Source organism: Rubrivirga aquatilis, assembly GCF_046845665.1.
Lineage (GTDB): Bacteria > Bacteroidota > Rhodothermia > Rhodothermales > Rubricoccaceae > Rubrivirga.
Map to the genome: position 1 here is coordinate 1989289 of NZ_CP177355.1, position 13629 is coordinate 2002917.

The 13629-nt window shown below is 72.1% G+C and carries 11 protein-coding genes; 3 read left to right on the forward strand and 8 right to left on the reverse strand.

Going from position 1 to position 13629, the window contains the following annotated elements:
- Positions 1-38: 38 nt before the first annotated feature.
- Positions 39-551 carry a hypothetical protein gene (locus tag ACLII4_RS08575; RefSeq protein WP_412070488.1) on the reverse strand — a complete coding sequence of 171 codons (513 nt, stop codon included), beginning with the start codon at positions 549-551 and terminating at the stop codon, positions 39-41.
- Positions 552-556: 5 nt separating this feature from the next.
- On the reverse strand, positions 557-2284 hold the full coding sequence (locus ACLII4_RS08580; protein ID WP_412070489.1) for a L,D-transpeptidase family protein: 1728 nt from the start codon (positions 2282-2284) through the stop codon (positions 557-559).
- 135 nt (positions 2285-2419) lie between these two features.
- Between ACLII4_RS08580 and ACLII4_RS08585 the strand changes: the two genes are divergently transcribed.
- The gene (locus tag ACLII4_RS08585; RefSeq protein ID WP_412070490.1) at positions 2420-3214 is read left to right on the forward strand and encodes a hypothetical protein; all 795 of its coding nucleotides are present in this window, start codon (positions 2420-2422) and stop codon (positions 3212-3214) included.
- A gap of 76 nt (positions 3215-3290) precedes the next feature.
- Here ACLII4_RS08585 and ACLII4_RS08590 read toward each other — a convergent pair whose 3' ends face one another.
- Both ACLII4_RS08590 and ACLII4_RS08595 read right to left on the reverse strand, forming a co-directional pair.
- Complete coding sequence (locus tag ACLII4_RS08590; protein ID WP_412070491.1) at positions 3291-4322, reverse strand: TerC family protein; 1032 nt, start codon at positions 4320-4322, stop codon at positions 3291-3293.
- A gap of 121 nt (positions 4323-4443) precedes the next feature.
- Complete coding sequence (locus tag ACLII4_RS08595) at positions 4444-4950, reverse strand: hypothetical protein (protein WP_412070492.1); 507 nt, start codon at positions 4948-4950, stop codon at positions 4444-4446.
- A 151-nt stretch (positions 4951-5101) separates the two neighbouring features.
- Between ACLII4_RS08595 and ACLII4_RS08600 the strand changes: the two genes are divergently transcribed.
- Positions 5102-6154, forward strand: coding sequence for an endonuclease/exonuclease/phosphatase family protein (locus ACLII4_RS08600; RefSeq protein WP_412070493.1), 1053 nt, complete (start codon positions 5102-5104; stop codon positions 6152-6154).
- A 326-nt stretch (positions 6155-6480) separates the two neighbouring features.
- Here the strand turns inward: ACLII4_RS08600 and cysS are convergent, their stop codons facing one another.
- Both cysS and ACLII4_RS08610 read right to left on the reverse strand, forming a co-directional pair.
- Positions 6481-8031, reverse strand: a complete 1551-nt coding sequence (gene cysS, locus ACLII4_RS08605; protein WP_412070494.1) for a cysteine--tRNA ligase — start codon at positions 8029-8031, stop codon at positions 6481-6483.
- Between the two features lie 475 nt (positions 8032-8506).
- On the reverse strand, positions 8507-9148 hold the full coding sequence (locus tag ACLII4_RS08610) for a hypothetical protein (protein ID WP_412070495.1): 642 nt from the start codon (positions 9146-9148) through the stop codon (positions 8507-8509).
- A 144-nt stretch (positions 9149-9292) separates the two neighbouring features.
- Between ACLII4_RS08610 and ACLII4_RS08615 the strand changes: the two genes are divergently transcribed.
- Positions 9293-10300: a DNA topoisomerase IB gene (locus tag ACLII4_RS08615; RefSeq protein WP_412070496.1), complete on the forward strand. Its 1008-nt coding sequence runs from the start codon at positions 9293-9295 to the stop codon at positions 10298-10300.
- A gap of 22 nt (positions 10301-10322) precedes the next feature.
- Here ACLII4_RS08615 and ACLII4_RS08620 read toward each other — a convergent pair whose 3' ends face one another.
- Positions 10323-11507 carry a hypothetical protein gene (locus ACLII4_RS08620; RefSeq protein WP_412070497.1) on the reverse strand — a complete coding sequence of 395 codons (1185 nt, stop codon included), beginning with the start codon at positions 11505-11507 and terminating at the stop codon, positions 10323-10325.
- 117 nt (positions 11508-11624) lie between these two features.
- Positions 11625-13580: a 1-deoxy-D-xylulose-5-phosphate synthase gene (dxs, locus tag ACLII4_RS08625; protein ID WP_412070498.1), complete on the reverse strand. Its 1956-nt coding sequence runs from the start codon at positions 13578-13580 to the stop codon at positions 11625-11627.
- Positions 13581-13629 lie beyond the last annotated feature (49 nt).

Here is a 13629-nt window from a genome sequence, read left to right on the forward strand (position 1 = left end):
CAGACGGTATGGAGCGCGGTCGGCGTCATGTAGGCAAACTACTCGCGTCCGGCGGGCGGGGCAACCGGCGGGAGGGCCTGCGTGCCCTGCGGGAACAGGTCGGGCCGGAGGATCAGCCGATCCGGCGCGTGGAGGTCAGGGTAGGGGATCCAGCGGTCGCGGAGCTCGAAGGGCTCGACGTCCCGTAAGAAGCGGTCGGAGCTCGGAGCGAGTGGGTCGAGGCGCAAGAGCATGTCCGGGGCGGTCCGCTCACGGAAGAGGTCGTAGCGCTGGCGGAGTTGGTCAATGTCGCCCGTCGGGAGGGGGCGCTTCCAGGTCCGCACGTTAGACGGGGCGGTGCCGTCGCGGAGCGCGACGACGACGGGCGCACCGCAGAGGTTGGGCATCGGCACCGGCTCCGGCCCGGACAGTTCGGCGGTGGTCTCGGCGGCGCCGGGCTCGGCCGGGAACGGCGTCGGCATCGCGTCGCCCGCGTCGCATCGGCCCGCCTCGGGCGCCGTTTGGGCGCTGGCGGTGGTCGCCAGCAGGGCGAAGAGGAAGAGCGTGCGCATCGTAGTTACCCGGTCGGAGGTCCGTCGTCGTCTGCCGTCTCGTCCAGGCCGAGCGCCATCGCGAGTCTCGGGTCATACCCGTAGGGATCGGCGAGCATCCGCAGGCGGCCGTCGGGCTCGGCGACGGCCGTGAAGTAGGTGAAGTGACTCAGGAACGGCCGGTTCAGCCCGACGCCGCGCCGGGGCCCCCGCCGCCACGCCGCCTCGGCCTGCCCAGGCTCCCAGCCGTTGACGGTCGTCAGCAGGTACTCGGCGAGCTTGTCCGGCGCCCCGGCCTGCACGCAGCCGCTCGACATCGACGAGCCGGCGCCGTCGTCGAACGTGTGCCGCTTGTTGGTGTCGTGGATCAGGATCGCGTACGGGTTGTGCATCAAGAACTTGACGCGCCCGAGGGGATTCCCGGGGCCCGGACGCTGTACAAAGCGGAACTCGCCGACGGAGACCGAATCCCACGGCACAAGTCGGCTGTCGACGGCGGCGCCGTTGCGGTACACCTCGAAGCCGGCCCGCCACAGCGCCAGGCTGTCGGCGACGGCCATTGGGAAGACATTCGAAGCGGCCAGCGAGCGCGGCACGTACCACGCGGGCTGGAACTCGACGGTGTGGATGGAATCGGTGATGATCGGCGTCGTCCACCCGGCCGTCATCGCGTTGCCGATGTTGACGGGCATCCGAAGCCGCTCCTCATAGGGCGCGCCCAGCCCCGCCGCGCTGTCGCGCTGGACGACGCGGAGCTCGAAGGCGGGCAGGTTCACCCAGACGAAGTGGTCGCCCAGGTCGTCGGCCATCCAGCGCCAGCGCTCCAGGTTGAGGGCGATCGTCTGGCGGACGGGCGCGAGGTCGGTGTTGAGGGCGTCCGTCGCGGCGGCGTCGAGGACGGTGTCGGGGCCGAGCCCGTGGTCGGCACGGAAGCGGCCCAGGGCGACCGCCAGCGAGTCGTCGAAGACGTAGGCGTCGGGGCGCGCCCAGGCGTCGAGCGTGTCGGGGCGGACGTAGCCCCACGCCGCCAGCCGGTCGCGGACGTGGGGGACGCGGACGGAGCGCTCGCCGGGCAAGAGTGTGGCACCATCGGGGACGGGCGCGAGGTCGGCGCTGAGCGCCGCCAGCCGCGTGCGCAGGCGGCGGTAGCCATCGTGCGGCGGGCGCAAGCCGTCGAGCGCGCGGGCCGTCTCGGCCGGGTCGCCGGCGCGCATGGCGTCCGCAAGCGAGCCGAAGAGCGCGCCGGTCGAGTCGCGGGCCACGGGGAACCACGAGTGCGTGTACAGGCGCGTCGGGTCGGTCCGGCGGCCCCGAAGCGCGTCGCCAGCGCGCAGGAGGGCATCGCTCATGGCGACATCGAGCGCGGCCAGACGGGCGGGGCGGGGGTCGGCCAGCGTGTCGCGAGCCTCCCCGTCGAGGGCGGCCCACCGGCGCTCGGCTCGAGCGAGCGCGCGTCGCAAGGCCGGGACCGCGTCGGCGCGCGTGTCCGTCGCCGAGACGCCGTCGGACGCGATGCCCGCCAGCAGGTCGGCCACGACCGCCCGGTCGCTGGCGCTCGCCCACACGAGCCGGGGCGCGTCGTAGACGGTGGCGAGCGCGGGGTGCTGCGCCGGGTGCGCCAGCCGCGCCTCGACCTGGGCGGCGAGGGCGTCGCGGGCGGGCGAGCGGACCTCGTCGGACCCACCGAAGAGGTCGCCGAGCAGGCCCCAGCCCAGGAGCGACGCGAGAACGAGGGGGAGGATAGGATGCAGCATGGGAGTGCGAGCCCAACGGGGGCGCGGGGCCGAAAGTACGGGGAGACCGGCTCCCCGCCGCCGGAAGTGGGTGGGCCATTCGGCCGGACCTCCGGGCGCGCGCGCTCGTACCTGCGGCGCCGCCTCCCGATCCCGATGCCCGCCCTCCATCTCGACTTCGACCCTGCCCGCGACGGGTTCGCCTTCCGGAACTCGTTCGTGTGGACCGACGACGACCTCGGCCTGCTGGCGCGACGTCTGCGCGGCGTGTCGTCGGTGCCCGTCGCGCTCGGGGCCGCGCTTGGCGGAGCCGCCAGTGGCGCGCGGGGCGGCCTCGCCGGACTGGCCGCCGGGGCCGCCCTCGGCCGGTTCGGGTGGGGCGACGGCCTCGTCCGCGCCGTCGCCCGCCGGTGGCCGTCCTTCGGGCTGTGCGGTGGGATGGCGCTCGCGGCCGTCGAGCGGTGGCCGAGCCGGGGCACGCCGACCGCCGACCTGGCACCCGAGCCGATGCGGGCGCTCTTGCGCAAGCGGCAGGAGATGACGTTGCGCGCGTCGCTGCCGACGTTCACCGCGTGGTGGCTCCGCGCCCTGCGTGCCGGGGAGCAAGGCCCCTTCGCCGACGCCCTCGAACGCGAACTCGACGCCATCGCGGCCCGCCTCGGCGAGGGCCGCCCCGTGGTCCTCGGCCTGGTCGGCGACGCGCCGGACCCGTTCGCGCTCCACCAGGCCGTCGTCTTCGGCATCGACCGCCGGGGACCGCTCGTGGCCACGCTCGCCGTGTACGACCCCAACGCGCCGGGCCAGACGCGCACCGTCACGACGGGCCCCGGCGACCGTCCGGGCACGACGGCGCTCTCGACCACGATGCGAACGGGCCGGGGGCCGACAGGGCGCGCGCACGTCTCGACCCGCACGGGCCACCTGTCCCACGTGTTCGTCGTGGACGTGTAGCCTGAGGACCGGTCGGGGCTTCGGGAGCGCGGCTCGCGACGAGGCGGGTGGAGCGCCACCGGCCTCTGGCCCCGACTCAGCCCGGATCCGCCGGGCGGGCGATGGGCGGGGTCTCCGCCGCTTGCCCATCGCCGCCGGGCGTGGGCGTCCCGGGCGGCGGCGGGATCCGGTCGATCGCGCGGCGCTCGCGGACGTCGGCGGCCCACGAGACGGCGGCGGCCGTCGAGATGCAGGTCACGACCACGATCAGCGAGAGCCACGTCGGCATGTGGACGCCGAGCGGCTCCAGCAGCATCTTCGCCCCGATGAACACCAGCACCGCGCCCAGCCCGATGTGGAGGTAGCGGATCCGCTCGATGACGCCCGCCAGCAGGAAGTACAGCGCCCGCAGCCCGACGACGGCCATGATGTTGGAGCTGTAGGCCAGGAACGGGTCCGTCGTGACGCCCAGGATGGCCGGGATCGAGTCGACGGCGAACACCACGTCGGTCAACTCGATCATCACCAACACCAAGAACAGCGGGGTCACCCAGAGCCGGCCGAGCTTGCGCAGGAAAAAGTGCTCGCCGTGGTAGCTCCGCGTGACGGGCAGCATCCGGCGGAGCAGGCTCAGCACCTTGTTGTCGCCCACGTCGGCGGCCTCGTCGGTCTCGCGGAACATGCGCAAGCCGGTGAGCAGGAGGAACGCCCCGAAGATGTAGAGCACCCAGTCGAACCGCTCCACGAGGGCGACGCCCAGCAGGATCATTGTGGCCCGCATCACGATGGCGCCGAAGATGCCCCAGAACAGGACGCGGTGCTGGTACCGCAGCGGGACGGCGAAGTAGCCGAACAGGACGGCGATCACGAACAGGTTGTCGACCGACAGCGACAACTCGACGAGGTAGCCGGTCAGGAACGTGAGCCCGGCCGTGGTGCCGTAGGCCCACCACACGACCCCGTTCACCAGAAGGGCCGCGGTGACGAAGAATGCCGACAGCCGCGCGGCCTCCCGCCACTTGATCTCGTGCGCCCGTTTGTTGAACACGAGGAGGTCCAGCAGGAGCAGGACGACCACGTAGCCGTTGAGCGCGGCCCAAGCCCAGGAGGGGACGTCGAGGTGAGGCATGGGTCGTCAGAGGTGGCGCTCTAAACGCGGGGGGGTGTCCGGGGTTCGTCTCGGGCGGGGCTTCACGGCGCCGTCACGACGGCGCCGTCACGACGGCGCCGTCACGCGGCGCGGCGGCGGTCTACGACTCGCTGAGGTCGCGGTGCCCGAAGTAGTACAGGCAGTACTTCAGCTTCATCGCCTTCATGGCGCCGAAGCCGGGGAGCGCCTGGACCCGCTTGTCGACCGCCTTCGCGTCGCCGTCCGCCCAGATCCGCCCCGCATCGCCGCCGTAGTCGTCGGCGACGCGGCGGGCGACGGCCTGCGTGGTGTCGACCATCTTGTTGGTGAACCGGTGGACGGCGGGGGTCTCGGTGAAGACCGCCGCGAACGCCTCGCGGTCCATGTCCGCGATCCGGGCCATGTCGAGGTGGCCGAGCCGCTGGCGCAGCTTGTAGGGCCCCGCGAAGGCGGTCTCCGCGAGCACCCGCTGGTCGTAGAGGAGCCCGAGCAGGATCGCGTTGGGCTCGTCGCGGAGGAACTGGTCGACCTCGGGGTCCTTGGTCGCCGTGCCCTCGGCCTGCAACCGGTCGAGCATTCGCACGAGGCCGCCCTCGAGGGCGGAGTAGTCGGAGGCGTCGAGGGGCATGGGCGGTGATCGGAGGGGGGAGGGGGGAGGCCCGCTGTCCACGCACGGGGGGCGCCCGGCGATCCCGGCGCGACGGCGGAGCTAGTACGAGAGGCTCAGGCGCGCGCGGGCCGGGCGACCGATCTTGCGCGTCCCACATGCCTCCCCCCCGATGCGCCGACTTCCGCTCCTCCTCCTCGCCCTGTCCCTCACCGTTGCCGGCTGCGACTCCGACGACCCCGTTGGCGCGACCGCCGACGTGCGCGTGATGACCCAGAACCTGTACCTCGGCGCCGACCTGTTCCTGGTGGCCGGCGAGCCGAACCCGAACCTCGTCCCGGTCCGCGTGGCCGAGCTCTACGGGACCGTCACGGCCTCCGACCCCGCGTCGCGGATGGCCGCCATCGCCGCCGAGATCGTCCGCGTCGGGCCCGACCTCGTCGGTCTGCAGGAGGTCTCGACGTACTCGATCCAGAGCCCCGGCGACAACCTGCCCGGCCAGGCGGCGACCCCGGCCACCGAGGTCACGATCGACTTTCTCGACCTGCTGATGGACGCCATCGCGGCGTCGGGCGGCGACTACCGCGTCGTCTCGGTCTCCAACAACGCGGACGTGGAGCTGCCCGCCACGACGGATGGCGCGACGTTCTTCGACGTCCGCTACCAGGACGCCGACGTGATCCTGGCCCGCGCCGGCGTCACGACCAGCAACCCGACCGAGCAGTCGTTCCAGACGCTGCTCACCCAGCCCGTCGGGGGCGTCGATCAGACGTTCGTGCGCGGCTACCAGACGGTCGACGCGACGGTCGCCGGGCTGGCGTTCACGTTCATCAACACGCACCTCGAAGTGGGTGGCCCGGCCGAGCCGCTCCAGGTGCTCCAGGCCGGCGAGCTGCTCCCGCGGCTGGCCTCCACGACCGGCCCTGTCATCTTCGTGGGTGACATCAACTCGAACGGCAACGCGAACGGGACGAGCTACCAGACGCTCACCGGCCCGCTGACGGACGCCGTCCCGGCCGGCGCCGCGCCGACGTGCTGCCAGGACGACGAGCTCCGCAACGAGGTCTCGGCGCTCCAGACACGCATCGACGTGGTGTTCTACCGCGGCTTCGACAGCGTCGTCGAGGCGGAGGTCGTGCTCGACGAGCCGGCCGACCGCGTCAACGGGATCTGGCCGAGCGACCACGCCGGCGTCTGGGCCGAGCTCCGCGCGGTGGTCCTATAGAGCGACTGGCGGCTCCCCCAACTCCGCTCACATTGGGGTGCCATCCTGAGTGAGCGGAGCGAGTCGAAGGATCTCAGTTGAGCACGGCGCCGTGCCCGGCTGAGACCCTTCGACTGCGTTTGCGCACTCGGCTCAGAGACTGTTGTGGGAAGTCATGCCGCTCTACAGCGTCATCCCGAACGAACGTGAGGGATCTCAGCGAGGCCCCCACGCCTCCCCTGCCGTTCGTCGTGACTCGCAGGCTCGCGTTGAGATCCTTGGCTACGCCGACGCTCTGCGTTCGCAAGCTCTGGATGACAAGGGTAGAGGCGGAGTCCAGGCACGCTCTAGATCCGCCGCCACTCGGGCCCGCTCGGCGTGTCGACCACCTCGACGCCGAGCGCGGCCAACTCGTCGCGGATGGCGTCGGCCCGGGCCCAGTCCTTGGCGGCTCGCGCCTCCGTTCGCTGCGTGACGAGCGGGGCGACGTCGGCCGCGAGCGCGTCGTCCGGGTCGCTGGCGGTATCCGCTGGCGTGGCGTAGACGCCGACGATGCCGAGCAGGGTGTCGATGCGGTCGAGGTAGGCGAGGGCGCTGGCGGCGGAGGCGGCGGAAAGGCCGCCGTCGCGGGCGTCGGCGAGGATGAGGTTCGCGCCCCGGTACGCCGCCGCGAGCGCGACGGGCGTGTTGAGGTCGTCGGCCATCGCCGCGAGCGCGTCGGCGTAGGCCACTTGCAGCGGGTCCGCCAAGGTGTCCGGGCCGGGCGCGTCGGCATGCGTGCGGGCGGCGGCCAGGGCGTCGACGTAGCGACTGCGGTTTTTGGCGGCGTCCTCGAGCCCCTTTTGCGTGAGGTTGAACGGGCGCGCGTAGTGGCCTGAGATCAGCGCGAGCCGGAGCGCGAGCGGGTCGAGCGGGGCGCCCCAGTCGGCCCGGCCACCGGCGGCGGGGTCGGCCAGGAAGTCGCGGACGGTCAGGAAGTTGCCCTTGCTCTTGGACATCTTCTCGCCCTCGACCTGGAGGAAGCGGGTGTGCATCCAGTAGCGCGAGAACGGCTGGCCGGTGATGGCCTCGGCCTGGGCGATCTCGCACTCGTGGTGCGGGAAGCGCAGGTCCTCGCCGCCGCCGTGGAGGTCGATGGTGTCGCCGAGGTACTTCTGTGCCATCACCGAGCACTCGAGGTGCCAGCCCGGGAAGCCCCAGCCGTCGGTGGCGCCCTGCGTGAACGGCGAGTGCCACTGCATCAAGTGGCCGGCGTCCTTCTTCCACAGCGCGAAGTCGCGCGGGTCGCGCTTGCCGTCGTCGCGGACGACCTCGCGCGAGCCCTCGACGAGCGCGTCCGCGTCGGTGTTGCCGGACAGCTTGCCGTAGTCGGGGAAGCTGGGGACGTGGAAGTAGACGCCGTCGTCGGTCTCGTACGCGTGCCCGCTGGCGATCAGCGCCTGGACGGCCAGGATCTGCTCGCGGACGTGCTCGGTCGCGCGGGGGCGGATGTCGGGATCGCGCAAGCCGAGCGCGTCCCAGTCTCGTTTGAGGGCGTCGGTGTAGTGCCGCGCGAGGTCCCAGACGGTCTCGAACGCCTCGCCCTCCTTCGACGCCAGCGCCTTGGCCATCTTGTCCTCGCCCCCCGCGTCGGCCACGTCGTCCTCGGTGAGGTGGCCGACGTCGGTGACGTTCGAGACGTAACGGACGGCCCACCCGAGCGCCTCGGCGGTGCGGACGAGCAGGTCGGCCGTCAGGAACGTGCGGAAGTTGCCGACGTGGGCGTAGCTGTAGACCGTCGGGCCGCAGCTGTAGAAGCGCAGGAGCGGGCGGCCGTCGGGCGCGTGCGCGGCCGGCTCGATCGTCTCGAGCTGGCGCGACAGCGTGTTCGTCAAGCGGAGGGCGGGCGTCTCGGGCATGGGTCGGGGGGCAGGCCGCAAGCTACCCGGCCGAGGGCGCGGGGTTCGCTCGCGCGCCTCGGGCCGTTCTTCTGCCATCGGTCCCCTGTGAGCAGGGCCGCTACCTCCTGGCTCGAACCACTCAACTTGTCATCCTGAGAAACTGTTCTACAAAGCCACCACCCCTTAACTGAGTCCTCCCCGCGCAGGCGGGGATCCATACGGCGGTGCTCGGACGTCGCCTGATGGCCCTCGCCCCGCCCCTCTCCCACGTGGAGAGGGGACGCCTTAGAGAGCCCGCGCCGTTCCCCCAAACCGTCTCTGAGCTTGCGAAGGCTCCCAATGCGAGCCCTCACGCATAGACGTTAGGTGCCGATGGCCCGACACGCTTGCGTCGAGATCCTTCGCAAGCTCAGGATGACGGCTCCGGGAAGGAGAGGGGTGAGCGTTGCAGTCCTGCTTCCGAGTGATCGCGACCGTCCGAGCGCCGATCCCGCTACCAGCGGCGGTTCGAGACGGTGAACCCGACGAGCACGCTGGCGCGTGGGCCGTCCTGGCCGAACACGACCGCCACGTTCATCGGGATGCCGACCTCGCCGACGGCCGTCGTGGCGCCGACCGCGATGGCGTAGGCCGCGCCGCCGAGCGACAGGTTGGGCCCGACGCCGACCTCGAACCCGCCCGGCGCGCGCAGCCCCGCCAGGAACGTCAGGCTCGGCAGGAAGACGCCCCGGTCGGCGCCGCCCAACAGCACGACCCACTCCGCCAGGCCGGTCAGGCCCTCGTCGGTCTGGAACAGGCGGTTCTCGAACTGCCACCCGAACTGCGTCACGACCGGGAAGTCCTGTGAGATCCGCGCGTCGCCGTCGCCGGTGTCGTAGGCCTCGTTGATCCGGTCGACGGTGCCGGGGCTCAGGATGGTCAGCCCGGTGCGGGGGCCGCCCACGCGGCGTGGGCCCCGGTCGATGCGGGCCTGCGCGACGGCCGTCCCGGGGCGGACGACGGTCGGCTCGGGGGCGGGGCGGGGCGTCGGGCGCGGGGCCTCCGTCGGCCGCTCGTCGGGCTCGGGGTCGAGCGGGACGCCCTGTGCGAACACGGGGGCGGAGAGGGCGAGGGCAAGGAGGACGGCGCGCAGCATGGCATCGGGTGGGGATGTGACGGCCAACTTGGATAGACCGGAGCGCATCCCCGTGGTGCGATCGTACCAGGGCCCGCCTGAGCCGTCGCGCAAAGGGACCCCGACGGCACGATGCCGAGTCTTCCCGGCCCTTCTCCCGAATCGATGCCTCCCACCCCGCCCGGCCTCCGCTACGTAGACGACGCTCGCCCCGGGATCACGCGCGTCGGCCGCGGGACCGGCTTCTCGTACCACGGGCCGGACGGCGAACTCGTCTCCGACACCACGCGGGATCGGATCGAGTCCTTGGTCATCCCGCCCGCCTGGGAGGACGTGTGGATCTGCGCCTCGGGCAACGGCCACCTCCAGGCGACCGGTCGCGACGCGAAAGGCCGCAAGCAGTACCGCTACCACGACGACTGGACCGCCCACCGCAACCGCCTCAAGTTCGACAAGATGATCGGGTTTGGAGAGGCCCTGCCCGGCATCCGTGCGCGCGTCGAGGCCGATCTGCGCGCGCGGTCACTCGGCCGCGAAAAGGTGCTGGCGCTGTGCGTGCGGCTCCTTGACGAGACGCTCGTGCGCGTCGGGAACGAGCAGTACGCGGCTGAGAACGGGTCGTACGGGCTCACGACGGTCCGCGACAAGCACGTCTCGTTCGCGGGCTCGGCCGTCACGTTCGCGTTCGTGGGCAAGAGCGGGAAGGCCCACGCGATCACCGTCGACGACGCGCGGCTGGCGCGGCTCGTCAAGGACTGCCGCGACATCCCGGGCTACGACCTCTTCCAGTTCTACGACGAGGCCGGCAACAAGCAGGACGTGGAGAGTGGCCACGTCAACGGGTACCTCCAGGAGACGACGGGCGAGGCGTTCACGGCGAAGGACTTCCGGACGTGGGGCGGGACCGTCGCCGCGGCCGAGCGGCTGGCGGCGGTCGAGGACGCGAGCGACCCGGACGACTGCATCACGACGGCTATCAAGGAGACCGCGGGTGTGCTGGGCAACACGCCCGCCGTGTGCCGCCAGTACTACGTCCACCCCGACGTGCTCGACGCCTTCCGCGCGGGCGACCTCCGGGACCGCGTCCGGCGCCGCAACGCGGGCAACACGCCCGACGGCCTGCGCCCACCCGAGGCCGCTGTCCTCGACCTGCTCCGCGAGCGGGCCGACTGAGGCGCCCGCGCCAGCGACCCAGCTAGCGGCTGGCGATCGGGAACGCCCACCGCGCGGGCGTGGCGCGGACGATGTCGAGCAGGGTTCGAATCTCGCCGTACGAGTCGCGGGGCGCGCCCGCGTCGGCGGTCACCCAGACGAGGGTCGCGACGGCCGTTTCCCCCGGTGCAAGCGTGATCGGATCGACCGAGGTCAGGTGCCGGATGTCGATGCCCCGATAACTCCCGTCGTCCGCGAGCCCGTCGCGCCAGCCGGTGCCGGCGAAGGGGTCGCCGGTGAACGCGAAGCGCGTCGCGGCGCCCGTCGTCGGGTCGATCATCGGGTCGCCCGCGTTCGAGAGCCCGTCGAGGGCGCGCAGGAAGGGGACCGGGCCGTCGACGCCGGTCTCGCCAAAGGCGGGGTCGACGTAGTTGTTCTTGCGCATGATCCGGTGGGCGCGAAGCGCCGCGCCGCCGGGCGTCTGGAGAAAGGCGAACCCGCTCGCGCCGGTCTCGACGTAGGCGCCGGTGTCGCTCTGGCGGAGGTTGTAGACGTAGCTCAGGCCCGCGTCGGCGTCGAAGGCGACGGCGTCGGAAATGGGGGCGGAGGAGTCGGTGTCGGAGTAGTACCCGGCACGCAGCCCGGCGATCGGCGCCGAGCCGATGTTGGCGACCTCGTAGCGCACGTAGCGGACGCCCGGCATGTCGTTGTAGCCGAACACGGCCGCGTTGACGCGCAGGCCCTCGACGGGCGCGGCGTAGGCGGCGATGTCAGAGCCGCGCTGAGGTCCGAATGAGGCCCACAGCATCTGGTCGCCGTAGACGAGGGGATTGCCGTCGGCATCGACGGGGGCGCCCTGGTCTGTCGGCCACGCTCCGATGTCGGTGTAGAGTGTGTCGGCGTCGAGCGCGAAGAGACGGTCGGCGGCGTAGTTGCCGTAGGGATAGGCGCCGAGCCAGATGACGCTGGCCTCCGCCGGGCCCGAGGCGTCGGTACCGAGCCACAGCCCGGAGGCGAACGGCGCCAGCGTCCGCTGTCTCTGGGAGTCGAACCCGCCGACGGGGCCCTCCGCGGACAGGGCGAGGCCGAACGTGGCCCCCGGTCCAAAGTGGGCCTGGCCCTCGAGCGCGCGAAGCGTGGCTGTCGGGCGGTCCGGTGGGGGCTCCGTGACGACCGACGAGTCGCAGGCGACGAGCGCCAGGAGGGCGAGGAGCAGAACGCGAGGCATGAGCGGGTAGTGAGATCGGTGGCAAAAGGATAGCCGACCTCCGCACAAACGCCAGCGGAACTCGCCGGGTGGCCGGGCGCGCCGGGCGAACGGTCGGGTAGGGAGCCGGCCCGCGCGCTACGCGGCCTCGGCCCCGACGGCGGGGTCGCCGATCCCGGCGCCGACGAGCGACCGAGCCGCGCGGATGAGCCCGTCCGGGCCGATGCCGACCTCGTCGTGGAGTTGGCGCTGTGTCCCGTGCTCGATGTAGTGGTCCGGCAGGCCCAGGCGGACGACGCGCGTGCCGTCGATGACCCCGGCGTCCGACGCCCACTCGACGACCGCCGAGCCGGCGCCGCCGTCGCGGACCCCGTCCTCGACGGTGATCACGGCCGTGTGGCGCTCGAAGACCTCCGCCAGCAGGGCCGCGTCGAGCGGCTTGACAAAGCGCAGGTCGTAGTGTGCCGCCTCGATGCCCTCCGCCGCGAGTCGCTCGCACGCCTCGATGGCGTACGCGCCGATGGCGCCGTAGCTCACGAAGGCGAGGTCGGCGCCGTCGCGGACGCGCCGGCCGGTGCCGATCTCGATGGTCTCGAACGTGTCGCGGAGCGGCATCCCCGTGGCGGCGCCGCGCGGGTAGCGGATGGCCATCGGGCCGTCGTGCTGGAGCGACGTGTACAGCAGGTCCCGGAGGTCCTGCTCGTGGAGCGGCGCGGCGCAGACCAGCCCCTGCACGGGGCGGAGGTAGGCGATGTCGAGCGCGCCGTGGTGCGTGGGGCCGTCAGCGCCCGCGACGCCCGAGCGGTCGATGCAGAAGGTGACGGGCAGCTTCTGGAGCGCCACGTCGTGCACGACGCCGTCATAGGCGCGCTGCAGAAACGTCGAGTAGATGGCCGCGAACGGGCGCAACCCCTGGGTCGCCAGCCCGGCCGCGAAGACCACGGCGTGCATCTCGGCGATGCCCACGTCGAAGGCGCGGTCCGGCATCACCTCCATCATCTTGCCCAGGCTGGTGCCCGACGGCATGGCGGCCGTGACACCGACGACGCGAGCGTCGGCCTCCGCCAGCTCGATGACCGCGTCGCCGAACACGTCCTGCCACTTGGGCGGCTTGGTGCCCGAGGCGGTCGGGATGGCCAGGCTCTTGCCGGTGAGCTTGTCGAAGGGGCTCGACTGCGCGTGCCACTTGACCTGGTCGACCTCGGCGGGCGCGAAGCCCTTGCCCTTGACCGTCAGCGCGTGGAGCAGGATCGGGCCGCCGAGCGCGCGGAGCTTCTTGAGGTGCGTCGCCAGCGCCACCACGTCGTGGCCGTCGACGGGCCCGATGTAGCGGAAGCCGAAGGCCTCGAACAGCATCCCGGGCGTGAGCACGGCCTTGAGCCCGTCCTCGACCCGGCTCGCCAGACGCTGGAGGTGGCCGCCGCCCAGCCCCTTCATCTTGTCGAACAACTCCCAGACCTCGCCCTTGAGCGCGTTCCACGAGCCCGACGACGACACCTTGGCGAGGTACTCGTGGAGCGCGCCGACATTCGGGTCGATCGAGATCCGGTTGTCGTTCAGGATCACCAGCAGGTCGGACTTCGAGACGCCCGCGTTGTTGAGCCCCTCGAACGCCAGCCCGCCCGTCATCGAGCCGTCGCCGATGACGGCGACCACGCGCTGGGCCGTGCCCATGATGTCGCGGGCGACGGCCATGCCGTGCGCCGCCGAGATGGACGTGCTCGCGTGACCGACCCCGAACGTGTCGTACTCGGACTCGGAGCGCTTGGGGAAGCCGCTCAGCCCGCCGTACTTGCGGTTGGTCGGGAAGGCCTCGCGACGTCCCGTCAGGATCTTGTGCCCGTACGCCTGGTGGCCGACGTCCCAGACGAGCTGGTCCTCCGGCGTCTCGTAGGCCCAGTGCAGCGCGACCGTCAGCTCGACCACGCCCAGGCTGGCGCCGAAGTGGCCGCCGTGGACGGCCACGATGTCCACGATAAAGTCGCGGAGCTCGTCGCAGAGCTGCGGCAACCGCTCGACCGGAAGCGCACGCACGTCGGCGGGGCTGGCGATGGTGGCCAGCAGGGGGCCGGGCGTGTGGGTCGGGGCGCTCACGGGCATACGTCGGGTCTCGGATCAGCCGATGGGTCTCCGGTAGACCGGC

Excerpts from the sequence above, each read along its gene's own strand:
- ACLII4_RS08585 (WP_412070490.1), top strand. The coding sequence starts at position 2,420 with ATGCCCGCCCTCCATCTCGACTTCGACCCTGCCCGCGACGGGTTCGCC.
- ACLII4_RS08615 (WP_412070496.1), top strand. The coding sequence starts at position 9,293 with ATGCCTCCCACCCCGCCCGGCCTCCGCTACGTAGACGACGCTCGCCCC.
- ACLII4_RS08590 (WP_412070491.1), bottom strand. The coding sequence starts at position 4,322 with ATGCCTCACCTCGACGTCCCCTCCTGGGCTTGGGCCGCGCTCAACGGC.
- ACLII4_RS08575 (WP_412070488.1), bottom strand. The coding sequence starts at position 551 with ATGCGCACGCTCTTCCTCTTCGCCCTGCTGGCGACCACCGCCAGCGCC.
- ACLII4_RS08620 (WP_412070497.1), bottom strand. The coding sequence starts at position 11,507 with ATGCCTCGCGTTCTGCTCCTCGCCCTCCTGGCGCTCGTCGCCTGCGAC.
- ACLII4_RS08595 (WP_412070492.1), bottom strand. The coding sequence starts at position 4,950 with ATGCCCCTCGACGCCTCCGACTACTCCGCCCTCGAGGGCGGCCTCGTG.
- ACLII4_RS08580 (WP_412070489.1), bottom strand. The coding sequence starts at position 2,284 with ATGCTGCATCCTATCCTCCCCCTCGTTCTCGCGTCGCTCCTGGGCTGG.
- ACLII4_RS08600 (WP_412070493.1), top strand. The coding sequence starts at position 5,102 with ATGCGCCGACTTCCGCTCCTCCTCCTCGCCCTGTCCCTCACCGTTGCC.
- cysS (WP_412070494.1), bottom strand. The coding sequence starts at position 8,031 with ATGCCCGAGACGCCCGCCCTCCGCTTGACGAACACGCTGTCGCGCCAG.
- ACLII4_RS08610 (WP_412070495.1), bottom strand. The coding sequence starts at position 9,148 with ATGCTGCGCGCCGTCCTCCTTGCCCTCGCCCTCTCCGCCCCCGTGTTC.